Origin of the sequence: Leucobacter komagatae, from assembly GCF_006716085.1 — a bacterium.
In the GTDB taxonomy this organism is placed as follows: domain Bacteria; phylum Actinomycetota; class Actinomycetes; order Actinomycetales; family Microbacteriaceae; genus Leucobacter; species Leucobacter komagatae.
In genome coordinates, this window is sequence record NZ_VFON01000001.1 from 2,119,454 (window position 1) to 2,141,656 (window position 22,203).

Genomic DNA, 22,203 nt, shown 5'->3' on the forward strand with positions numbered 1-22,203 from the left:
CGCCCTGCCCAGAGCGCCGTCCCGCCCAAGGTCTGTGTTCTGCAGTTCCTATGCCGGACACGCCGGGCGGGCGGCATAGGAACTGCAGATCACATGCGGTGTGAGTGAGTGCGGGGCTGGCGGCGTAGGTGAGCGGCTGGGGCCGGGCGGCCAACCCCCTAGACCCGAGCGCGGCGCGCGCCCTCACCCAGCGACTCGAGCTTCGCCCAGGCGATCTGCGGGTGCACCCGCCCACCGAGGCCGCAGTCGGTCGCGGCGATGACCCGCTCGGGGCCGACAATCTTCGCGAACCGCTCGATGCGCTGCGCGACGAGGTCTGGGTGCTCGACGAGGTTCGTCGCGTGGCTCACGACGCCGGGCACGAGGATCAGGTCATCAGGGATAAGGTCACGCTGCTCATCCCAGACGGCCCACTCATGCTCGTGGCGCGCATTTGCCGCCTCGAACGAGATCTGCCCAACGTTGGCCCCGAGCACCGTGTTCAGGATGTGCTTCAGCTCAATGTCGGTCGTGTGCGGGCCGTGCCACGAGCCCCAGCACAGGTGCAGCCTGATCTGCTCTTTCGGGAGCCCTTCGATGGCGCGGTTGATGGCGTCGATCCTGATCTGCGTGAACGCGAGGTAGTCCTCGACGCTCGGCTCCGGGTTGATCTGATCCCAGTTCTCGGCGAGCGAGGGGTCGTCGAGCTGCAGGATGAGACCCGCGTCGGTCACGGCGCGGTACTCCTCGCGCAGGGCATCCACCCACGCGTCGATGTGCTCCTGCTCGGTCGCGTAGAACTCGTTCTCAATGCGCGCCGCCGAGCCCGGGGCGATCGCGGTGAGGAAGCCACGCTCCCCCGGTTTGAGCGCCGCGACGAGGTTGCGGGTGTCGGCGGCGATCGCGTCGTGCCCCGTGTAGCTGATCAGGCCGGTCGTCGCGGGGAAGGCCGTCGCGTTCTTGCCGACGCTGATGCCGCCCTCCGGGTCCTGATAGGCAGCCGCGAACGCCGTCCAGTCGCGGCGGTCGGGGAACGTCGTGAGGCGCACGTTGCCGGGCTCGGAGCGGACGGGCTCCTGGCTGAAGATGTCCTTCCCCGTGATCTCGAGGCCAGCGGTGCGCTGGAACGAGTACGTCCACCACGCACCGTAGTCGACGGCGTTCGACATCGCTTTGCCGAACTCGCCGTCGCCGGGCTGCGTGATGCCCGCCTCGCGCTGCCGGTCGACGACGTCGCGGGTCGCCTCGGCGACGAGCGCTTCGAACTCGGGGGTCGACTTGAGCGTGAACCCATCGTCCTCGAAGGTGCGTGCGGCGTTCGCCGCGATGAGCGCCTCGGTGCGGGGAAGGCTGCCGGCTGTGGTGGTCTCGATCCGTGTCATACCTTGAAGCTATCCGGCGTTCGGGGCGCAGCCCAGTTGCGTGACGCCAAATGACATTGCACTAGCACCAGGCCGGCACACGAGCACTCCAGGAGCAGCCCCGCTAGACCGTGAGCACGACCTTGCCGGTCGTCGCCCTCCCCTCGAGTGCGCGGTGCGCGTCGGCGGCCTCCGCGAGCGGGAACGATGCGCCCACCCGCAGGTCGAGTGTGCTCGCCTTCAACGCGCCAAACAGCTCGCCGTAGCGCCAGGCGCGTTCCTCGGCACTGCGGAGGAAGAACGCAAGCGAGGGCCGCGTCACGCTCAGGGCCCCTGCGGCATTCAGCCGCTGCAGGTCGAAGGGCGGCACCGGCCCGCTCGCGCCGCCGAACAGCACCATGTTGCCACGCACCTTCAGCGCACGCAGCGAGTCATCAAACGTGTCTTTGCCGACGCCGTCATACACGACCGAGACGCCAACGCCGTCGGTGAGTTCACGGGCGCGTTCTGCGAAGCCCTCGTACGGGATCGCCTCGAACGCTCCGGCGGCACGACTGAGCTCGCGCTTCTCCTCAGTCGAGGCCGTGGTGATGACCCGAACATCACGTGCGGCGAGCAGCTGGGTGAGCAGCAGGCCGACGCCGCCAGCACCGGCGTGCAGCAGCACGGTCTCGCCCGCCTCCGGGCGCGACGAAGAATTCCCGAGGTAGTGAGCAGTGAGCCCCTGCAGTGGGAGCGCCGCGGCCCGCTCATCGGTGAGCACCTCCGCGAGCGAATCGGGCACGCGCACCGCGGCCTCGGCGGCAACGACGAACTGCTCGGCGTAGCTCGCGCGTGCCTCGGCCGTCACGATGCGGTCGCCGGTTTCGAAGCCCTCGACGCCCTCGCCGATGGCGGCGACGCGCCCCGTTGCCTCGGCGCCGGGGGTAAACGGGAACGAAACGGGGTAGAGCCCAGACCGCTGGTAGGTCTCGATGAAGTTCACGCCGACCGCGGCGGTCTCGACAAGGATCTCGCCGGGGCCAGCCTGCGGTGCGGGCGCCTCCGCCAGCTCGAGTACCTCTGGTCCGCCTGACTGGTTCGCAATGATCGCACGCATACTCCCACCATACGCTCGTGCGGGCGTAAACTTCATCCAGCAAACTCAGCCCGGCGCATTGCCCGCGGCCACCCTGCACAAAGGATAAAGATGTCCGAAACACAGATCACGCGGCCCAGGGTCGGCCGCTCCTGGTTCACCCTCTTCACGCTGGCCTGGATAGTGCTCTGGACGGCGCAGCTCACGCCGCTGCAGCTGCTCCTCCCGCTCCAGCTCGACACCCCAGACAGCGCCACGGGCTGGGTGCGGGGCGTGGTTTCGTCGGGCATCGTACTCGGCGTCGGGGGCCTCGCGGGCGTGCTCGCGGGCCCGATCGCCGGTGCGCTGTCAGACAGGCAATCAGGATCGCGGCCCAAGCGCCGCCCCTGGGCGCTCGCCGGGGTGTGGATCGCGGCCGCCTGCCTGCTCGTCACCGGAGCGAGCACGAGCGCGCTCGGCATTGGCGCCGCCTGGGTCGGGGTGTGCATCGGCACGGCCGTTGCCTCCGCGGCGTTTGCCGCGATGATCGCAGACCAGCTCCCGCCCGAACAGCGCGGCGCGGCGTCCTCGGCCGCGTCGTCGGCACAGGCCCTCGGCATCGTGCTCGGAGTCAGCGCCGTCGTGCTCCTCGGTCTCAGCGTCGCGGCGGGCTACGTCATGCTCGCGATCGGGGTCGCGGTCTTAGGCACGCTCACCGCGATCCTGCTCCCCGACCCCTCGGGAGGCACCGCCGGGCACAGCACGGCACAGGAGCCGTCAGCGCTGGGCGAAGCGGCGCGAGGGGCGCGAGGGGCGCGAGGGGCGGCATGGCGGAGGGGGCGCGGCTTCGAGTTCATGCGCGACCGCGACTTCCGCTGGGTGCTCATCGGCAGGCTCGTCGTGAACGTGGGCAACGCGCTCGGCACCTCACTCTTCCTGTTCTTCCTCCTCTACGGGCTCGGGCAAGAGCACGCGGCGGCCGAGGACAACCTGCTCATCGTCGTGGTCGTCTACACGGTGTTCGTCGTCGCGGCCTCGGTTGCCGCCGGCCTCGCCTCAGACAAGCTGGGTCGCAGGCGCGGCCTCGCGCTCGCGGCGACGGTCGTGCAGGCACTGTCAGGGGTGCTGCTCGTCGTCTCGCCGACGTTCGGGATGACGATCTTCGCGGCCGGCATCATGGGCGTCGGCTACGGCGCGTTCTCAACGGTCGGCCTCGCGTTCGCGACCGACGTGCTCCCGAGCGAGCGCGACCACGGCCGCGACCTCGGGCTCGTGAACACGGCGGCGGCCCTCGGCCAGCTTCTCGGCCCCGTGATCGGCGCGCTGCTCGTCGCCCTCGTCGGCGGCTTCTGGCTCGTCTTCTCGGTTGCGGCCGTGCTCTCGGTGGTCGGCGGGGCGATCACCGTGCTCGCGCGCGAGCGGCGCACGCCGATCCCACACGCTACGAGATGACCTCCCACTGCTCGCCGCTCAGCTGGCCCGCTGCGAGGTCGGTCATGGCGGCGAGCGCTTCCTCGCGCGTGAGTGCGTATTCCCAGGGGTAGTCGATGCTTTGACCGCCAACGGTCAAATCGACGGTTTCCTCGTCGTCGATGTCCTCGCGCAGCGTGCGCGCGTTCGCGATGCGCGAACTGCCGCCCGCCGAGGCCGTCACGACGAAGCGGTCTGGCCCGCCCCCGAGCATCGCTTCCCACTCCCCCAGTGAGAACGAGAGCAGGGTGTGCTCCTGACCGTCGAGCGCGTCGATGTTCCAGCCCTGAGAGTGATTCATAGTGACAGTTTCGCCGATGAGGCGGCGAAGCGCACCTCCGGGAGCGGATAGCATCAGTGAGTGAGTAGCCCCTCGAGACGCCTGGTCTGGCAGTTCGTCGCCGTCTTCCTCGTCGCGCTGAACATGCGCATGACGATCGCCGGTGTCGGCCCGCTGCTGAACGACATCGCCGACAGCCGCGGCGTGAGCGCGGGCGCGCTCGGGCTGCTGGCGTCGATTCCGCTCCTCACTTGGGCGGCGGTCTCGCCGCTCGCCCACGGCATCTCAGCGAAGCTCGGCATGGACCGCACGGTCACGGTGTCGCTCGTCGTGCTTGCGCTTGGCACGATCTGGCGATCCCTCGACTTCTCAACCGCGAACCTGTGGCTCGGCACCGTGCTCATCGGGGCGGCCCTCGCGGTCGCGAACGTGCTCATGCCCGCGATCGTGAAGCGCGACTTCGGGCCGCGCACCCCGGCCGTCATGGGCGTGTATTCCGCAGCACTCGGTGGCGCGGCCGGCATCGGTACGGCCATCGCGATCCCCGTCTCCCGCGCCGAGGTGGCGGGGGCGCCGCTCGGTTGGGAGGCCGGGCTGCTCGCGACCGGGCTCACCATCCCCGTCGCCCTCGTCGCCTGGCTGCTCATCGCCGAGCGGGGTGGCAGGCGAGCGGCGCTCGAGGCGCCGAGCCCCGCGGCCCCCGTTGGCCGCCTCGTGTGGCGTTCGAAGACCGCCTGGCTGCTCGCGTGCTACATGGGCGCGCAATCAACCACGTTCTACATCCTCGCGACGTGGATCGCGCCGATCATGTTCTCCCGTGGCGCGAGCGCGGTGGTCACGAGTACCGGGATCACGCTGTTCCACATCTGCGGCATGGTCGGCTCGCTCGTCGCCCCGCTGCTCTTGCGCTTCGACGGCCGTTCGCTGCTGCAGGTCGCGCTCCCCGTGATCCAGCTCGCGGGCGTTATCGGGCTCGTCCTTGCGCCCGGCGCGACGTTCGTCTGGATCGTCGCGCTCGGGCTGTGCTGCGGCGCCGCACTGAGCGTCTCACTCACCCTCATCGCGCAGCGCTCGCCCGACGCGCGCACCGCGACGGCGGTCTCCGGGATGTCGCAGGCTGTTGGTTACAGCATCGCCGCGCTCGGCCCCGTGCTGTTTGGCTGGGCGCACGACCTGAGCGGCGGCTGGGCGTTGCCGCTCGTCGTGTCGGTCGCGGCGCTCGCGCTGCATCTGACCGCCGGGTGGATCCTCCGCGACGGGCGAACCGTGCGGCTCGCGCCCTAGTCGGCACCGGCAGAAACGCGAGCGGGGAGGGCCCCGGTCTGGGCTCCCTCCCCGCTCGCGATGCTCGGCGCTGTTGCAGCGCGCGGACTCGTTACAGTGCGCGGAGCACGACCGCCGAGCCCTGGCCGCCGCCGCCGCAGATGCCGACTGCACCGAGCGAGCCCGAGCCCGCCTCCGCGAGCTGACGCGCGAGGGTGCCGACGATGCGCGCGCCCGAGGCGCCGATCGGGTGGCCGAGCGCGATCGCGCCGCCGTGCTGGTTCACGATCGCGGGGTCGATGCCGAGCTCGCGAGTCGACTGGATGCCGACGGCGGCGAACGCCTCATTGATCTCGACCGCAGCGAGCTCGCTGGCCGAGTTTCCTGTCTTCGCGAGGGCTGCCGCGATCGCGCGCGACGGCTGCGAGTGCAGGTGCGAGTCGGGGCCCGCGACAAACGCGGTCGCCTCGACGCTCGCGATGGGCTTGAGCCCGAGCCGCTCGGCCGCAGCCTCGCTGACGATGACGAGGGCCGCGGCGCCGTCGGTGATCTGCGATGCGTTGCCCGCGGTGATCGTGCCGTCCTTCGCAAACGCGGGGCGGAGGCCCGCGAGGCCCTCCGCGGTCGTGTCTGCGCGGACGCCGTCGTCGGCCGAGACGACGGTCTCGCCGCGCCGGGTCTTCACGGTGTACGGAGCGATCTCTGCCGCGAGGAACTCGGCCGAGGCCGCAGCGCGCTGGTGCGAGGCGGCCGAGAACTCGTCTTGCTCCTCGCGGGTGAGCTTCAGCGGGCCGTTACCGGTCTCGGTGAGCGCGCCCATCGCGACCTGGTCGAACGCGTCGGTGAGGCCGTCGTGCTCAACGGTGTCGATGAGGGTCGCCGGGCCGTACTTGGTGCCCGCGCGCAGCGGCATGACGTGGGGTGCGAGCGTCATCGACTCCTGGCCGACGGCAAGGACGACCTCGGCCTCGCCCGAGTTGATGAGCCTGACGGCCTGCGACACGGCCTCGGTACCCGAGAGGCAAACGGCGTTGAGCGTGATGGCTGGAACGCTCATCGGAACGCCCGCGGCGACAGCGGTCTGGCGCGCGGGGTTCTGCCCGGCACCGCCCTGCAACACCTGACCCGCGACAACGGTGTCGACCTTGTCGGCTGCGACACCTGCGCGCTCAAGCGCTGCCTTCGCAGCGTGCGCTCCAAGCGCGACTGCCGTCTCGCCGGCGAGCTGCCCGGTGAACTTGGTGAACGGCGTGCGTGCGTAGCCCGCGATGAGTGCGGTCATGGGAATCCTCCTCGATTACGACGGTCTTCTCTCCCCTCATTGTGCCCGGTCTCACCTGAAGATGCACGCATTCTTCGCCCAGAAACCGGCCCTTCAACTGGGCAAAAGTGGCACAACTTCACAGCTTTGTGCAAGCCCACATGTGGCGCGCTCGAAGGCTAGGCTATTCGACATGCGAACCGCCGACCCGACTGTCCGTTCCCGCCGAGGGCGCGGCGTTCGCGTCGTCGCGTGGGCCCTCCCCGCTGCCCTGCTGCTCGGTGCCGGCGGGTACGTGTGGGCCGCCGCGAACGCACCCCTCCCCGAACCAACGCTCACGCAGGCGGCCGCCGCTGAGCCCATCACCGCACGCGCCGACGCCCCGCAGGCTGTCGTCGATGAGCGGGAGCTCCCAACCGCGATCGGCTGGCTCCACACCGACGATGTCTGGTCGAATGACGGCGGCGTCTACCCGCTCGCGAGCATCTCGAAGCTCATCACCGTGCTCGTCTGCCAGGAACGCGAGCCGCTCGCCCCGGGAGACGAAGGCCGCACCTACACCTGGAGCGCCGCCGACCGTGACCGGCAAAACGGTTACATCGCGCTCGACGGCGTCGCCTACCCGATCCCGGTCGGAACCGAGGTCACGCTCCGCGAGATGCTCACCCTCATCTTCCTGCCCTCCGCCAACGACTTTGCGGCGGCATACGCCTACTCCGTGTTCGGCGACAACGACACGTTCGTCGCCGCCGTGCGCGACTGGGCGGAACGCAACGGCCTCGAGTCGCTCGAGATGGTCGAGCCCACGGGCATGGACGAGGGCAACCGCGCGAGCGCGGCCGACCTCGTACGGATCGCGCGGATGGCGCTGAACAACCCGACGATCTCTGAGTTCACCGGCACCCAGTCGGCGACGATGCCCTGGGGCATCGGCGTCATCGAGAACACAAACCCCCTGCTCGGCGAGCTCCCCGGGATGCTCGGCGTGAAGACCGGGCGCTCGGACTCCGCGGGCTTCAACTTCATCGCCGCGCAGAGCGACATGGCCGGCGAGCGCGAGGTCGTGAAGATCTCGGTGACGCTCGCGCGCCCCTCGCTGCAGGCCCGAGCGCAGTCGGGCAGGGAAATGCTCGCGGCAATCGGCGAGCTTCCCCTGCCCGTCGAGGTCGTCCGAGCGGGCGAGCAGATCGGCACGCTCACGGGCGTCGACGGCGCAACGGTCAACGTGACGGCCGCGTCGGCCGCCTCCACCACCCTGCTTCCCGGAGAAACCACCAAGCGCACCGTCGAGCTACGCGACGACGCCGCGACTGCGGAGAGCCCGGGCACGATCCGTGTGGAGGCGCCCACAGGCCCGATCGAGGTCGCCCTCAAACGCGACGGTGAGCTCCCGGAGCCCGACCTATGGTGGCGCATCACCCATCCCAGCGAGCTCTTCGGCTGGGGAGGCCAGGCAGGCTAGACACGCCCCAGGGATCCCACAGACCAAACACTCACACCACCGAGCACGGACCGACATGCACACAGAACATCCCCCTCGGGCACACCGCGGCCGCCGCGTCGCCGGCATCACCACCGCCATCATCGTCGCCCTCGGCGCCGGCTACGTCGCGGCCTGCGCCGCGATCCCGCTGCCCGCCCCGACGCTGCAGCTCGAGGTCCCCGCAACGCAGGTGATCGCGGTCGATGATGCCCCGCTGCAGGAGGCCGTCGACGGGTACGACGAACCGAGCGCTGTCGGCTGGCTCGACGGCGGCACGGTCTGGTCGAACGACGAGGCCGCGCACCCGCTCGCGAGCATCACGAAGCTCGTCACCGTGCTCGTTGGCCAGGAGGCCGAACCGCTCGAACCAGGCGAGGACGGCCCGAGTTACACCTGGACGGAGGCCGACACCGACCTTCAGGCTGCGCTCGAGGAGATCGACGGCATCGTCTTCCCCATCCCCGAGGGTACGAAGGTCACCCGCAAGCAGATGCTCACGCTCGCGCTCGTCCCGTCCGCAAACGACTTCGCGACCGCGTACGCCCACTCGATCTTCGGCGATAACGACGCGTTCGTCGCGGCCGCGGCCGACTGGGCAGAGCGCAACGGCCTCGAGTCGCTCGTCGTGAACGAGCCGAGCGGCATGGATGATGGCAACGTCGCGAGCGCGGCCGACATTGTGCGGCTCGCGGGCCTCGCCCTGTCTGATCCCGTTGTCTCGGAGATCGTTTCGATGCAGCGCGCGACGCTGCCCTGGGGCATCGGCGAGGTCGAGAACACGAACCCCCTGCTCGGCTCGATGGGCGGCGCCATCGGCGTGAAGACAGGGCACACCGATGTGGCAGGCTACAACCTCGCCGCGGCCGCAACGGGGTCATACGCCGACCGCGAGCTCACCCGCATCGCCGTCGTGCTCGGCCGCGAGACCGAGGAGGAGCGCGCCCGCGACGCCCGCGCCCTGCTCAACCGCCTCGCGGACGCGCCAGAGCGGCTCGCCGTCACGAGCGCCGGTGAGTACCTGGGAACGCTGAGCTCGGTCGACGGGCAGTTCGTCGAGCTCAGCGCCGACGAGACCGTCGACCAGGTGCTCGTGCCTGGCGAGGAGCTCACGCGCACGATTGACCCGAGCGGCGAGTCCATCACGCTGAGCGGCCCCGACGGCGCGTCGGTCGTGCCGGTCTACCGGGAGGGATCCTTCACAGACCCAACGCTCAGGTGGCGCCTCACCCACCCGCGCGAGCTGTTCTTCAGGTAGCGCGCCGCTCGCGGAGCAGCCCCGAGGCCATCGCGAGCGCCGAGCCAAACGCGGTGTCAACGAAGCGCTCGATGGCGGCCGAGGTGTGGTCGGCGCTGCCGGTCGCCGCCCCCACGATGAACAGCACGAGCGGCGTGATGAACACGAGCGCGAGCCCGTAGTTGCGCACGACGACGAGCTCGATCACGAACTGCAGCGCGGGCAAGAGCAGCACGAACGCCCACGGCACGTCGGCGAGCGGGGCAATCGCGAGGTAGACGGCGGCCCCAACGAGGGTCCCGAGGGTGCGGTGCAGGCCGCGGGCGAACGAGTGGTTTGGCACGGTGCTCAGGCCGATGACCGCGACGCCCGCGGCGACGGTCCAATACGCCCGCGCGGGGTCGAGCCAGAGCACGCTCACGGCCGTGCCGACCGCGACCACGAGGAAGACGCGCAGCACGAGCAGCCACTCGCCGCGTCCGAGCCACGGGCCGGGCAGGATCTCGCGCAGCGGGCGGGCGGGCACCCGCCGCTCCGCCGCGCGGGCGAGGGGCGCGAGCGCGACGAGGTAGGAGAAGGCGAGGCCGCAGGAGAGCGCGGCGAGGAGCGCGAGCGGCTCAACCCCGCGCGCGCCATCGCGCACGGCCGTGATCTGCCCTGCGAGCCCGTACACGAGCACGAAGAACACTGGGCCGGGCGGGCCAACCCGGTACGCGTAGGCGAACGCGCTCGCGAGCACGGCGACGACAACGAGACCAACCGCGCTCAGCCACGCCAGCGGCGCTAGTACGGCGCCTGCTCCGGCGCACGCGAGCAGCACCGCCCCAACCACGGGCAGCGCCCGCGCGCGCTCCCTCGCGGGGTTCCCGGCGAAGAACAGCGCGAGGAAAGCGCCTGCGCTCACCTGCAGCCCGAGGTCGGGCCTGCCGCCGAGCGTCAGGAGGGCGAGCGGAACGCCCATCGACAGCGCCGCGCGCAGCGCGATCCAGTGTCTGCGGCCCGGCCCGGGCGCGAGCACGAAGAGGCTGCGGAGTGCGGCGGTGAGCACGTGCCCTGCGCCGCGCGGCTCGCTCATTCGTCCCTCCGGTTCTCCTTCCGGGGGCCAGACACTCGCCTCAGTCAGGCGACAAGCGCCCCCGAAGCTAGCCTAGCGATCACGCCCGTGAGGTGGTCGACGCCCGCGACGAGGTCTTCGTCGCGCGTGTACTCGTTGAGGTTGTGCGAGACACCATCAACGCTCGGCACGAAGAGCATGACGGTCGGCACGAGATCCTTCATGTTCGTCGAATCGTGGCCCGCCACGGTCATCACCCGGTCGTGCGTGAGGCCGAGATCCTCCGCGACCTCGCGCGCGAGCGCGACGCCGTTCTCAGGGTACGGGTTCTGATCCCAGCTGTGCTCGGCGACGATCTCGATCTCGACGCGATCCTCGCGCTGCACGCGCTCGATGACGGCCATGAGCCGCTCGTGCGCCTCGCGGATGACCTCGGCACTCGGCGAGCGGAGGTCGAGCAGCAGCCGCACGTCGCTCGCAACGACGACGGGCGAGTTCGGGTACACCGTGAGCTCGCCGCACGCGGTGTGCAGTGCCTCCGGCTCAAACTCGTCGACGAGCTCGCGCGCGGCGACGACGAGGCGGGCCGCGCCGAGCAGCGCGTCACGGCGGTCGGCCATGAGCGTCGAGCCCGAGTGCGCCTGCTCACCCTTCACGCGGAAGTCGTACTTGTGGGCTGCCCAGGTGGCGTTCACGAGGCCGATGGTGACCCCGTCTTCCTCCATGCTGCGGCCCTGCTGCACGTGGATCTCAGCGTAGGAAGCAACGTCGAGACCCGCGAGGTCGCCGCGCTCTCCGATCGCGTCGAGTGCGTCGCGCACCGTGATCCCCTTCGGATCTTCCGTCGCGAGCGCCTCGTCGAGCGTGAGCTTGTCGGTGAAGACACTCGAGCCCATCATCGAGGGCTTGAAGCGCGAGCCCTCCTCGTTGAACCAGTTCACGACCGCGAGGTTGAACTTGGCGTTTTCGGGGTTCGCGCGCAGCTCGTCGGCGACGCGGAAGCAGGCGTGGGCCGAGGCCATGACGCCGTACGCGCCGTCGAAGCGGCCCGCGGTCGGCTGCGAGTCCATGTGCGAGCCCGTGAGCACGTAGGGGGCTCCCGGCACGAGCTCGAGGAGCCCGAACTGGTTGCCGATCGCGTCGCGCTTGACGGTGAAGCCGCGCGACTCGAGCAGCTCGGCGAACCACTTGCGCTGCTCGCCGTCGGCGGCGCTCGCGGCCTGCCGCTCGACGCCGTTCGTACCCTCGACCGCGCCGAAGCGCGAGTGAATCGCCCAGTCGGCGAGGAACGATTCGTGTGCAGTCTGTTCAGTCACTGTCTGTCCTTTCGAATCGCTCAGTCGCGGGCGATGCCGGTTGCGGGGACGTCGCTCGAGGCGGGCGGCATCACGGTGTCGGGGATGAGCACGTGGATGAGCGCGGGGGCGTCAGCCGCGAGCGCGCGATCGAGCGCGGGGCCGAACTCCTCGGTGCGCTCGACGCGCTCGCCGTGCCCACCGAACGAACGCATCCAGTCGGCGAAGTCGGGGTTCGCCATCCGGGTGCCCGAGCGGCGCCCCGGGTAGTGGTTCTCCTGGTGCTGCACGATCGTGCCGTAGATCTCGTTGTCGATGACGATGACGAGGGGCTTCGCGCCGTGCGCGACTGCGGTCGCGATCTCCTGGCCGTTCATGAGGAAGTCGCCGTCGCCGCAGACCGCGACAACGTTGCGCTCGGGGAAGATGAGCGAGCCGGCGACTGCAGCGGGGACCGCGAGGCCCATCGCGCCGTTGCGGGCACCGACGAGGCTCGCCGGGGCGAGGTGCTTCACGAAGCGGTGCGCCCAGATCGTCGCGTTCCCCGCGCCGAACGTGAGCACGGCCTGGCCCGCGAGGCGGTCGTCGAGCTCGCCGAAGGCGACGCCCAAGTCCATCTGCTGCACGACGCCGTCGATCGACGCGTCGGGGCGGTGGGCCTCGGTCGCGAGCTGCGCCTGGGCGCGGCCGGCCATCCAGGCGTCGTCGCGGCCACCTCGGGCAGCACTCGCGTCGACGCCCGTGAGCGCCGCCACGAACGTCGCGGGGGTTGCGAGCACGTGCTGGTCGGTGCGGCCGGAGTGCATCGTCGCGTCTGGGTCGGCGGTAACGAGCACCGTCTCGGCGTCGAAGCCCTGCGTGTAGCCGTCGCTCAGTACGTCAGCGCGGCCGCAGCCGACGAAGACGAGCACGTCGGCGTTGATGTAGCCCTCGGCGACGGCGTCGGTGCGGCCGTAGCCGAGCCAGCCAGCCCATGCCCCACCCGCGTGCGGCACCGCGTCGTACGCGCGCCAGTCGCAGAAGACGGGCACGCCGGCGGCCTCGGCGAAGGCCATGAGCTCAGCGCCCTGGCCGTCGTGCCAGCCGTCGCCGCCCACGACGATCGCGGGGCGCTCAGCCTTCGCGAGCCGCCCGACGAGCGCGTCAATCTCCGTGGGGTGCGGAGCCGGTGCGGGGGGAGCGACCGGAAGCGCGACTGAGGGGGCAGCCGGCAGCACGAGCACGTCTTCGGGGAGGCCGATAACGACGGGGCCCGGGCGGCCCGAGGCCGCGATCCGCATCGCCTCGGCGACGAGCTCGCCTGCCCTGTCGGGGTTGTCGATCGTCATGACGCGCTTCGCGGTCGACCCGAACCAGCCTGTGAGCGAGAACTCCTGGAACGCGTCGCGCTCGCGGTCGTTCACGGGCACGAGGCCGACGAACAGCACAAGCGGCGTCGCATCCTGGTAGGCCGTGTGCACGGCGATCATCGCGTTCGCGGCGCCGGGGCCGCGCGTGACCATCGCGATGCCTGGCCGGCCCGTGAGGCGGCCCTCGGCGAGCGCCATGAAGCCGGCGCCACCCTCCTGACGGCAGACCACCGTCTCGACGCCCGAGTCGTGCAGGCCGTCGAGCACGTCGAGGTAGCTCTCGCCGGGCACCGCGTACACGCGCTCGATGCCGTGCGCCTCAAGCGTGCGGACGATGAGGTGCCCTGCCGAGTGCGGTGCTGCGTCAGGTGCGTGCTGCGTGGTCATGGTCTCTCCTTGTGAAGCGGTGCGACGCGTCGTCGCGGAATTCGAACGGTTGGTCGGCGGGGCCGGGCGCGGGGCTAGGCGTCGGGGCGGATCAGTCGGTGCCCGTGGCGAGGATCGCCGAGAGCGGCTCCCCCGAGGCGATGCGCGCGACGAGCGCTGGCTCAGCGGCGTCGGACGCGAGGGCGGCGTCGAGGACACCGTCGCCCGGGCCCTCGGGCGGCAGGATCAGGATCCCCTGGGCGTCGCCCAGCACGAGGTCTCCCGGGCGCACAGAAACACCGGCAACCTCGATCGCCCGATCCAGCGCGCCGTCGGCCTCGCCCGCGAGGGCGCCCGAGCGCTTGGTCGTGCGGGAGGTGAGGCCCGTCGCGAAGACGGGGAGGCGGTCCTGCAGCTCGCGCAGCGCGGCCTGGTCGGTGACCGGGCCGTCGACGACGATGCCCGCCGCGCCCTGCGCGATCGCGGCGTGGGCGGTGACCGCGCCGACCGGGGCGTGCCCGCGACCCGCCACGCGGATCACGAGCACGTCGCCCGGTTCAAGCGCGAGCAGCGCGCGGTTCACGGCGAACGCGTCGGGCTCGGTGAGATCGAGCGTGCGGGCCCGCCCCACGAGCTGGGGGCCGCTGTTCATCGGGCGGAGATCCTGATCGCAGAATCCCTCCTCGAGGAAGTGCCCGAGCGTCGGGATCTCGACGCTTCGAAGCGCCGCGATCAGTTCATCGGTGGATCGACTCATTCGGATGCCTCCTCGCGCACGACGGCGACGCACTCAATCTCGAACGGGATGTCCCAGATGTCGACGCACACGGTCGTGCGCGCCGGCTTCGCCTCGCCAAAGTACTCGGCGTAGATCCGGTTGAACGGGTCCCGCTGTTCGGGGGCCGTGAGGTAGGCGTTCACCTTCACCACGAGATCGAGGCCGGAGCCGGCGGTCTCGAGCACTGAGCGGAGGTTCTCGACGCACACACGCACCTGATCCTCGAACGCCGCGGGCGCGGTGCCGTCCGCGTGGAACGGCACCTGCCCGGTCGTGAACACGAACCCGTTCGCGACGACCGCCTGCGAGTAGGGTCCGATCGCCGGGGCGAGCCCCGGCGCCGAGTCGATCCGCCGAATCAATGGTCGACCGAGATTGCCGTGGTCGCGCCGACGCGGTCGATGTCGCGCTTGTGGTTGTCGCTCAGCAGGAACAGCGCGACGAACGACAGCGCCGCGGCGGCGGCGATGTACCAGGCGATCGAGTCGCTCTGACCGGTAAGGTCGAGCAGCCACACGGTGACCGCGGGGGTGATCGCCGAGCCCAGCAGGCCGGAGAGCATGTACGCGATCGAGAGCCCCGAGTAGCGCACCTTCGAGCCGAACAGCTCAGCGAGGAACGTCGCGATCGGGCCGTAGTTCGCCGAGAACGCGACCATCATCAGGCCGTACGCGAGGAACAGGGCGCCCGTGTTGCCGGTGTTGATGAGCCAGAAGAACGGGAACGCGAGAAGTGCCTCGGCGGCGATGCCCGCGGCGATGATCGGCTTGCGGCCGTACTTATCGGAGAGCCTGCCGAAGAACGGGATGAGGAACAGGCCGAGGAGGCAAGCGATGAGCACAACCCACAGCATGAGGTTTGCCGAGAAGCCCTTCTCGCTCGTACCGTAGTTCATGCCCGAGGCGACCATGAGGGTGAAAGTGGAGCCTGTCGAGAGGGTCGCGATGCCGCCGAGCACAACCTGCTTCCAGTAGTGCTTCATGAGGTACGCAAACGGCAGCTTGGCCTTCGCGCCCTGCTCGCGGACCTGCTGGAAGCTCGGGGTCTCTTCGATGTTCAGGCGAATGTAGATGCCGACAGCAACGAGCAGGATCGAGGCGATGAACGGAACGCGCCAGCCCCACGAGATGAGCGCCTCCTGCGACACCGAGGCGGTGACGATGAGGAACGCGACGTTCGCGAGCAGCGTGCCGAACGGAACGCCGACCTGCACGAGCGAGCCGTACCAGCCGCGCTTATTCTCGGGTGCGTGCTCAACGGTCATGAGCACCGCGCCACCCCACTCGCCGCCGAGCGCGAGGCCCTGGATGATGCGGAGCGTCAGCAGGATGAAGGGCGCCGCGATGCCGATCGTGTTGTAGTCGGGCACGAGGCCGATTGCGAGGGTCGCCGCGCCCATCGTGAGGAGCGAGACGAGCAGCATCGACTTGCGGCCGAGGCGGTCACCGAAGTGGCCGAACAGGATCGCGCCGACGGTGCGCGCGACGTACGCAGCCGCGAACGTCAGGAACGACAGGATCGTGCCGACGGCCGGGGGCAGGTCGGGGAAGAAGACCTGGTTGAAGACGAGGGCCGAGGCCGTTCCGAACAGGAACAGGTCGTACCACTCAACAGTCGTTCCGATGACGCTCGCCGTGGCGATCTTCCGCATCTTGGACTGGTCAAGGCGTGCGTTTGGGACAGCCTCGTCCGTAGCTAGCTGTGCAGTCATTGTTTCCTCCATGGAATACGAGTTGGGCACGTCGCTGGCCCACCTATCAACGTTCGCTTGTTCCCGCGAATGCGGCAATCGACATTCGCACACGGTTGACCCCGCAGATTATGCATCTGCACATCCTTGATCGGTTATGCACCCGAATTCGCCGTTTCGAGTGTGTAAAAATTCAATACTATGGGAGTGAGCACTTCCGAGGGAGGAACCGAGTGACGAGCACAGCGGCGGGCGGCGCGCCCCCGGACGAGTGGTGGATCGCGACCCTCGCCGACCTCCGCGACGATATGGACGCGCTCGTCGACGACTTTGTGGCCCGGCTGCGGGCCGTCGGGAGCGGCTACGAGGATATCTCAGCGGGAGACATCCGCGCGACCGCGCGCGAGACGCTCACCCTGCTCATCACCGAGCTGCGGGGCGAACCGCTCCCCGACCACCTCCAAGACCTGCCCCGCAGGCTCGGCGTGCGGCGCGCGCGGCAGGGGGTCGATCGCGACAGGCTGCTCGAGGCCGTGCGCCTCGACTACCGCGTGCTCTGGGCCGGGCTCACCCGCGTCGTGTCGGCGGGCGACGCCGCGCTGCTCGTCGCGCACGCCGAGGTCGTGCTGTCTGTCGTCGAGGACTACATCGGCGAGGTGCAGGTCGCGTTCCTTGACGAGCTTGAGACCCTCGCGCTCGACACCCGCGCAGCCGAAACGCGGGCGATCGCGAGGCTGCTCGCGGCGGAGCACCCGGAGGAGGTCGCGGCCGACGTCGCCGCCGACCTCGGGCTTCCGCTTGAGGCCGAGTACGAGGTGGTGCTCGTGCCGTCGGCCGACGCCGCTGGCGCCCACCGACTCGTCGCCGACCTGCAGCACACCCGGGCCCGGTTTTTGGTGTGGGACTTCGACGACGGCGTGCTCTTCGTGCGGCCGCGCGCCGACGTACTCGGGCGGCACCCGCTCGCGGCGATCCGCGGTGTCGTGGTCGACGAGATCACCGGTCTCGCGGGGGTTGCCGAGGCCGCGCGCCTCGCCCACCTCCTGGCGCCCTACGCCCCAGACGGGCGACTCAGCGACGAGCACGAGCTCTGGCCGCCCGTCGCGGCCGCCACGCTCTCGCCTATCCTCCCGGGCCTCAGCCCCGCTGCCGTTGCGGGCCTCGGCGCGGTGCCGCCCGGCGACCGCGGCCGCATCGTTGAGACCTTTCTCGCGTACTGCGAGACGGGCTCGGTGAAGCACACCGCCGAGGCCGGGTTCGTGCACCGCAACACCGTCGTGAACCGACTTCGCGCGTTCCACGACCTCACGGGCATGGACCCGACGGTGCCGCGGGACGCCGCCAGGGCGCTCATCGCGCTGTCGGGCGCTGGCTCGGGCTCGGGCTCGGGCTCGGGCTCGGGCTCGGGCGCTCCTGATCGCGGGTCCCTTTGAATCGGCCTTGAGAGTGGCCCCGTCTCAGGTGTTTCGCGGCCCGCTTTCTCTACGCTGAAGCCATGAACTGCCCCAGTGACGGAACCACCCTGCTCATGAGCGAGCGCCAGGGAATCGAGATCGACTACTGCCCCGAGTGCCGCGGCATCTGGCTTGACCGCGGAGAGCTCGACAAGATCCTTGAGCGCGCCCAGGCTGAGGCGGAGGCGTTCGCCGCTCAGCAGGCCCCGGCCGCGCCGCAGCACCAGGCACCGCAGCCGCCTGCTGCGCCCCTCCCCGACCACTACTCGCAGCCCGTCCCGCCGCAGCCATCGGGGTACGGCGATCGCGGGCACGAGGACCGGGGCTACGATCGACGAGATCGGGGCTACGACCGCGACCGGGGCTATGACCGCGATGACCGCAAGCCCCGCTACGACGACCGCGGGCGCGGCGGCTACGGCGACCCGCGCTACCGCAAGAAGAAGAGCCCGTTCGAGTTCCTCGGCGACATCTTCGACTCCTGACCCCGAGTACCCCCGGCCAGGGGCCACAGGCCACGCCCTCTGGACACCCCTACCCGGCAAGACACCCCCTTATCCATGGCTGATAAGGGGGTGTTGTGCAGGGAACTCGCTCTGCGGCGAGGGCCGGGGCCGGCTACGCCTCCGGATCCACCTGCGCGCGCACCGCGTTGCGATCGGCAACGAGCGTGTCTCGCACCGTGCGGCGAAGCACCTTGCCGATGAGGGACTTCGGAAGCTCCTCCCACACCACGTAGGTGCTCGGGCGCTTGAACTCGGCGAGGTGCTCGCGGGCGGTCTCGCGGGCGGCGTCTTCGTCAAACGTCGAGCCCTCTTCGAGCACAACCACCGCGGTGACGATCTCGGCCCCGCTACCGCGCGCGACGCCAACGACGGCGCTCTCCGCGACGCCGGGCACCGTGTTCACGACGCGCTCGACCTCGCTCGGCGAGACGTTAAAGCCGCCTGTGATGATGAGCTCTTTCTTGCGGTCGACGACGGTGACGAAGCCGTCCTCATCCTGCACGACCAGATCCCCAGTGCGCAGCCAGCCGCCCTCGAGCAGGGTCGCGGCGGTCTCCTCGGGCCGGTTCCAGTAGCCCTGGAAGACCTGGGGGCCAGCGATGAGTAGCTCTCCGACCTCGCCGAGCTCAACCTGCTCGGTTGGCTGGTCGGGGTTCACGACACGAATGTCGGTTGAGGGGAAGGGGATGCCGATGGCACCGATCCTGCGCGCGTCGCTGAAGGGGTTCGCGAGCGCGACCGGGCTCGTCTCGGTGAGCCCATAGCCCTCGTTGAGCATGCTTCCCGCGAGCGCCTCCCACCGGTTCACGACCGCGGGGGTAAGCGTCATCGCGCCCGAGATCGCGTAGACGACGCCCGTGAGGTCGAGCTTGCCGTCGCGCGCGACGCGGGCGAGACGGTCGAACATCGGCGGCACAGCAGGCACGAACGTCGGCGGGAAGCGCTTCGCCGCCTGCGAAACGAGCTCGGGGTCGAACGTCGGGAACAGCACCGCGCGCGAGCCGGTCTCAATCGAGTAGATGATCGACAGCAGCACGCCGAACGAGTGGAACATCGGTAGGAGGCCGTAGATCGAGCCCTCGCCGCGGGTGAAGTCGGGCATCCAGGCCGCGCCCTGGCGAGCGTTCGCCCACAGGTTGCCGTGCGAGATCATCGCGCCCTTCGGCGTACCCGTCGTGCCCGAGGTGTACTGCAGGCAGGCGATATCGTCACGGCTCGGGCGCGGGTGGCTCGCGGGGAGTGCCTGCGCGCGCTCAAGGGTCGCGAACGGCACGGTGCCCGTCGTCTCTGCCCAGAGCTTCGCGCGGCCCTCGCGCGCCTTCGCGATCGGGAGTCGCAGCGCCGCACGGGTCGCGAACGGCATCGCGCGAGTGACGTCGACGGCGACGACGGTCTCGATGCCGAGGTCCTTCGGCAGCGACTGCACGGTCTCGACGACGTTCGTCCACGCGATGACGACGCTCGCGCGGTGGTCGCGGAACTGCGTCTCGAGCTCGTCCCGGGTGTACAGCGGGTTGTGCTCGACGACGATCGCGCCGAGCCTGAGCACCGCGTAGAACGCGATCACGTGCTGCGGCGCGTTCGGCATGATGAGCGCGACGCGATCGCCCGCGCCAACGCCGAGGTCGGCGAGGCCCTGGGCGACGCGGGAGACTCGCTCGCCGAGCTCGCGGTAGGTGACGGTGCGGCCGAAGAAGCTGATCGCGTCGCGGTCAGCCCACTGCGCGCAGCGCTCGTCGAGCAGGTCAGCGAGGGATCCCGTGACGGGCTCGATGTCGATCGGCGTGCCCTTGGCATAGAACCGATTCCACTCGCGTGTTTCATTCAGGTGCATACTTCTAAGGGTATCCCCGACTCGCTAGAGTGCCGCGCTTCCTGCGCTCACGTGTGGGCTCAGGAAGCGCGGCACTCCGATCGCTAGTTCAGCTCGCGCACCGACGCCGGGATCGCGCCATCACGGTAGAGGTCGATCGCGAGATCCTGATACGCGGTCAGCGCGACCCGCTGCGTCATCGGGCCGTACGAAATGCGGGCGACCCCGAGATCCTCGTACTCTCGCGCGGAGAGCGCGCCAGGCAGCCCGATCACGCTGATCTTCCGCTCGCCGATCCCCTCAACGAGCTTGCGCGTGGTGTCGGCGTCGAGCACGCCGGGCACAAACACGACGTCTGCGCCGGCGTCGAGGTAGGCGCGCCCGCGCTCGATCGCGTCGGCGATGGACTCCTCGAGCGGCCGCCCGCCCGCGCGCACGAACGCGTCGGTGCGGGCGTTGAGCGCGAACGGCACGCCCTCGACGGCGCCGGCAGCAACGACGGCCTCGACCTCAGCGACGAACTCCGAGAGCGGCCGCAGCCGATCCTCGATGTTCGCACCGACAGCGCCAACGCCGATGACGCGGCGCACCGCCTCACCCGCGTCGCCGTAGCCCGCGTCGAGATCAGCGCTCACCGGCAGGTCCCCCGCAGCCTCGACGATGCGCCCGACCATGTCGAGGGTCAGCTCGAGCGGGATCTCCCCGTCGGCGTAGCCAAACGTCGCCGCGATCGAGTGCCCGGCGGTCGCGATCGCACGCGTCTCGGGGAGGCCTACGACGGCCTTCGTCGAGATCGCGTCCCAGACGTTGACGACGCGAAGAATCTCAGGGGCTGCGTGAAGTTCGGAGAGGCGCTGGGCCTTGGATGCCTGGGTTGTCATGCCGCCCACGCTACCAACCGGCGCTGTGCCGCGGTAGGGCTCGCGCTGTGGGCTTGCTGGTAATGCGCTCGGCCCTTGGCGAACACTCTTCTGCTTAAGCGGGCTCCTGCGCCCACTCGGCCAACGCCGCGCGGATCGCTTCAGAACGAGTGCGATGCTCGCGAGCTGCGCGCGCCATCACCGCGTTGAGCTCCGACTCGGTCAATCGCACAGTCACTGCGCGGGTTGGCTCGTCCGAGCGCGCTGGTCGTCCCGGGGCCCTGAACGCCGCACCAGGGAACCCCTCCTCTGCGTTCTTCACGAGTCGAGCAATCACCTCTTCAGTGACTAGCCGCTTCAGAGCTGCTGATAAGTGGCGCTGACCTCCGCACGGCCTTCCGAGGCCGGCACCTCATTGAAACAAAAGAAGGTCCCGGGTTTGCAATCTCCTGCAAACCTGGGACCCTCCGCCGTTTCAAACGGCCATCGGTCAGGAACTCTTAGAAGTCCCAGTCCTCGTCCTCGGTGGCCTCAGCCTTGCCGATGACGTACGACGAGCCCGAGCCCGAGAAGAAGTCGTGGTTCTCGTCAGCGTTCGGCGAGAGCGCCGAAAGGATCGCCGGGTTCACGTCGGTCATTTCCTTCGGGAACATCGGGTCGTAACCGAGGTTCATCAGCGCCTTGTTGGCGTTGTAGTGGAGGAACTTCTTGACGTCCTCAGTGAGGCCTACGGGATCGTAGAGATCCTGCGTGTACAGGATCTCGTTCTCGTAGAGGTCATACAGGAGCGCGAGGGTGTACTCCTTGAGCTCCTTCTGGCGCTCCGGGGTCTCCTTCGCGACCGCAAGCTGGTACTTGTAGCCGATGTAGTAGCCGTGCACGGCCTCGTCGCGGATGATGAGGCGAATGAGGTCGGCGGTGTTCGTGAGCTTCGCCTTTGAGGACCAGTAGATCGGCAGGTAGAAGCCCGAGTAGAACAGGAACGACTCGAGCAGCGTCGAGGCCACCTTGCGCTTCAGGGGGTCGTCGCCCTCGTAGTAGTCAACGATGATCTGCGCCTTCTTCTGCAGCGCAGCGTTCTCAGTCGACCAGCGGAACGCGTCGTCAATCTCCTGCGTCGACGCGAGCGTCGAGAAGATTGAGGAGTAGCTCTTCGCGTGCACCGACTCCATGAACGCAATGTTCGTGTAGACGGCTTCCTCGTGCGGCGTAACCGCGTCGGGAATCAGCGAGACAGCACCGACGGTGCCCTGAATCGTGTCAAGCAGCGTGAGCCCGGTGAAGACGCGCATCGTGAGCAGCTGCTCGTCAGGCGTGAGCGTCGCCCACGACTGCACATCGTTCGAAAGCGGCACCTTCTCGGGAAGCCAGAAGTTGTTCACCAGACGGTTCCAGACCTCAAGGTCCTTCTCGTCCTCAATGCGGTTCCAGTTAATTGCCTGAACTGCATGGCCCAGCTTGAAGTTCATCGGTTCCCTCTGCTCTCTCACTTACTCGCACCGCACGCCCGGCCAGGGCGAAACACGAAGTTTGGTGGCAATCTCGGGGCTCCGCGCTGTGTGCGCGAATGTCGCCGAGGCGCCCTCAAATCCTACCCGTTTCGCCCGGCCATTGCCTGCGCCGCTCCGAGAGATCTTCGACTACATGTTG

20 protein-coding genes are annotated in these 22,203 nt (G+C 69.4%); 6 read left to right on the forward strand and 14 right to left on the reverse strand.

From position 1 onward, the window contains the following. Window positions 1-158: 158 nt before the first annotated feature. Entirely contained in the window at window positions 159-1,361 is a 1,203-nt protein-coding gene (locus tag FB468_RS09645) for a cobalamin-independent methionine synthase II family protein (protein WP_141887159.1), read from the reverse strand. Between the two features lie 103 nt (window positions 1,362-1,464). Then, complete coding sequence (locus tag FB468_RS09650; RefSeq protein WP_141887160.1) at window positions 1,465-2,439, reverse strand: quinone oxidoreductase family protein; 975 nt, start codon at window positions 2,437-2,439, stop codon at window positions 1,465-1,467. Between the two features lie 90 nt (window positions 2,440-2,529). On the opposite strand from FB468_RS09650, the gene FB468_RS09655 reads away from it, so the two are divergent. Then, on the forward strand, window positions 2,530-3,849 hold the full coding sequence (locus FB468_RS09655) for an MFS transporter (RefSeq protein WP_141887161.1): 1,320 nt from the start codon (window positions 2,530-2,532) through the stop codon (window positions 3,847-3,849). Here the strand turns inward: FB468_RS09655 and FB468_RS09660 are convergent. Further along, window positions 3,839-4,168: a hypothetical protein gene (locus tag FB468_RS09660; protein ID WP_141887162.1), complete on the reverse strand. Its 330-nt coding sequence runs from the start codon at window positions 4,166-4,168 to the stop codon at window positions 3,839-3,841. The two genes, FB468_RS09655 and FB468_RS09660, sit on opposite strands and share 11 nt — an antisense overlap. 60 nt (window positions 4,169-4,228) lie before the next feature. On the opposite strand from FB468_RS09660, the gene FB468_RS09665 reads away from it, so the two are divergent. Then, on the forward strand, window positions 4,229-5,431 hold the full coding sequence (locus FB468_RS09665; RefSeq protein ID WP_141887163.1) for an MFS transporter: 1,203 nt from the start codon (window positions 4,229-4,231) through the stop codon (window positions 5,429-5,431). Window positions 5,432-5,522: 91 nt separating this feature from the next. Here the strand turns inward: FB468_RS09665 and FB468_RS09670 are convergent, their stop codons facing one another. Next, on the reverse strand, window positions 5,523-6,692 hold the full coding sequence (locus FB468_RS09670; protein ID WP_141887164.1) for an acetyl-CoA C-acyltransferase: 1,170 nt from the start codon (window positions 6,690-6,692) through the stop codon (window positions 5,523-5,525). Between the two features lie 172 nt (window positions 6,693-6,864). Here FB468_RS09670 and FB468_RS09675 point away from each other — a divergent pair, with 172 nt between their 5' ends. Next, window positions 6,865-8,133, forward strand: a complete 1,269-nt coding sequence (locus tag FB468_RS09675) for a D-alanyl-D-alanine carboxypeptidase family protein (RefSeq protein WP_170219696.1) — start codon at window positions 6,865-6,867, stop codon at window positions 8,131-8,133. Window positions 8,134-8,188: 55 nt separating this feature from the next. Next, window positions 8,189-9,409, forward strand: a complete 1,221-nt coding sequence (locus FB468_RS09680; RefSeq protein WP_141887166.1) for a D-alanyl-D-alanine carboxypeptidase family protein — start codon at window positions 8,189-8,191, stop codon at window positions 9,407-9,409. Here the strand turns inward: FB468_RS09680 and FB468_RS09685 are convergent. The 6 genes from FB468_RS09685 to FB468_RS09710 all read right to left on the reverse strand — a co-directional run bounded on the left by FB468_RS09685 (window position 9,402) and on the right by FB468_RS09710 (window position 15,941). Beyond that, window positions 9,402-10,463: an FUSC family protein gene (locus tag FB468_RS09685; protein ID WP_141887167.1), complete on the reverse strand. Its 1,062-nt coding sequence runs from the start codon at window positions 10,461-10,463 to the stop codon at window positions 9,402-9,404. The genes FB468_RS09680 and FB468_RS09685 overlap by 8 nt on opposite strands. Before the next feature lie 44 nt (window positions 10,464-10,507). Then, complete coding sequence (locus tag FB468_RS09690; protein WP_141887168.1) at window positions 10,508-11,758, reverse strand: M20 family metallo-hydrolase; 1,251 nt, start codon at window positions 11,756-11,758, stop codon at window positions 10,508-10,510. Window positions 11,759-11,778: 20 nt separating this feature from the next. Beyond that, a complete protein-coding gene (locus FB468_RS09695; RefSeq protein WP_141887169.1) occupies window positions 11,779-13,473 on the reverse strand; it encodes a thiamine pyrophosphate-dependent enzyme in 1,695 nt (564 codons plus the stop codon). A 91-nt stretch (window positions 13,474-13,564) separates the two neighbouring features. After that, window positions 13,565-14,209 (reverse strand): RraA family protein, encoded by a 645-nt coding sequence (locus FB468_RS09700; RefSeq protein ID WP_141887170.1) that lies wholly within the window; start codon window positions 14,207-14,209, stop codon window positions 13,565-13,567. Further along, the gene (locus FB468_RS09705; RefSeq protein WP_141887171.1) at window positions 14,206-14,592 is read right to left on the reverse strand and encodes a RidA family protein; all 387 of its coding nucleotides are present in this window, start codon (window positions 14,590-14,592) and stop codon (window positions 14,206-14,208) included. Before FB468_RS09705 ends, FB468_RS09700 begins: the two co-directional genes overlap by 4 nt. Further along, window positions 14,589-15,941 carry an MFS transporter gene (locus tag FB468_RS09710; protein WP_246055835.1) on the reverse strand — a complete coding sequence of 451 codons (1,353 nt, stop codon included), beginning with the start codon at window positions 15,939-15,941 and terminating at the stop codon, window positions 14,589-14,591. The genes FB468_RS09705 and FB468_RS09710 overlap by 4 nt, the downstream gene beginning before the upstream one ends. Before the next feature lie 212 nt (window positions 15,942-16,153). Between FB468_RS09710 and FB468_RS09715 the strand changes: the two genes are divergently transcribed. Together FB468_RS09715 and FB468_RS09720 are read left to right on the forward strand one after the other, a co-directional pair. After that, window positions 16,154-17,353 (forward strand): RsbRD N-terminal domain-containing protein, encoded by a 1,200-nt coding sequence (locus FB468_RS09715; protein WP_170219697.1) that lies wholly within the window; start codon window positions 16,154-16,156, stop codon window positions 17,351-17,353. A 62-nt stretch (window positions 17,354-17,415) separates the two neighbouring features. Further along, window positions 17,416-17,859 carry a TFIIB-type zinc ribbon-containing protein gene (locus FB468_RS09720; protein WP_141887173.1) on the forward strand — a complete coding sequence of 148 codons (444 nt, stop codon included), beginning with the start codon at window positions 17,416-17,418 and terminating at the stop codon, window positions 17,857-17,859. Window positions 17,860-17,992: 133 nt separating this feature from the next. Here FB468_RS09720 and FB468_RS09725 read toward each other — a convergent pair whose 3' ends face one another. The 4 genes from FB468_RS09725 to nrdF form a co-directional block, all read right to left on the reverse strand. Further along, on the reverse strand, window positions 17,993-19,714 hold the full coding sequence (locus FB468_RS09725) for a long-chain-fatty-acid--CoA ligase (protein ID WP_141887174.1): 1,722 nt from the start codon (window positions 19,712-19,714) through the stop codon (window positions 17,993-17,995). Window positions 19,715-19,797: 83 nt separating this feature from the next. After that, on the reverse strand, window positions 19,798-20,574 hold the full coding sequence (locus FB468_RS09730; protein WP_141887175.1) for an isocitrate lyase/PEP mutase family protein: 777 nt from the start codon (window positions 20,572-20,574) through the stop codon (window positions 19,798-19,800). A gap of 94 nt (window positions 20,575-20,668) precedes the next feature. Further along, window positions 20,669-20,890 carry a ribbon-helix-helix protein, CopG family gene (locus tag FB468_RS09735; protein WP_246055836.1) on the reverse strand — a complete coding sequence of 74 codons (222 nt, stop codon included), beginning with the start codon at window positions 20,888-20,890 and terminating at the stop codon, window positions 20,669-20,671. A 163-nt stretch (window positions 20,891-21,053) separates the two neighbouring features. After that, complete coding sequence (gene nrdF / locus FB468_RS09740; RefSeq protein WP_141887177.1) at window positions 21,054-22,022, reverse strand: class 1b ribonucleoside-diphosphate reductase subunit beta; 969 nt, start codon at window positions 22,020-22,022, stop codon at window positions 21,054-21,056. Between the last annotated feature and the right edge of the window lie 181 nt (window positions 22,023-22,203).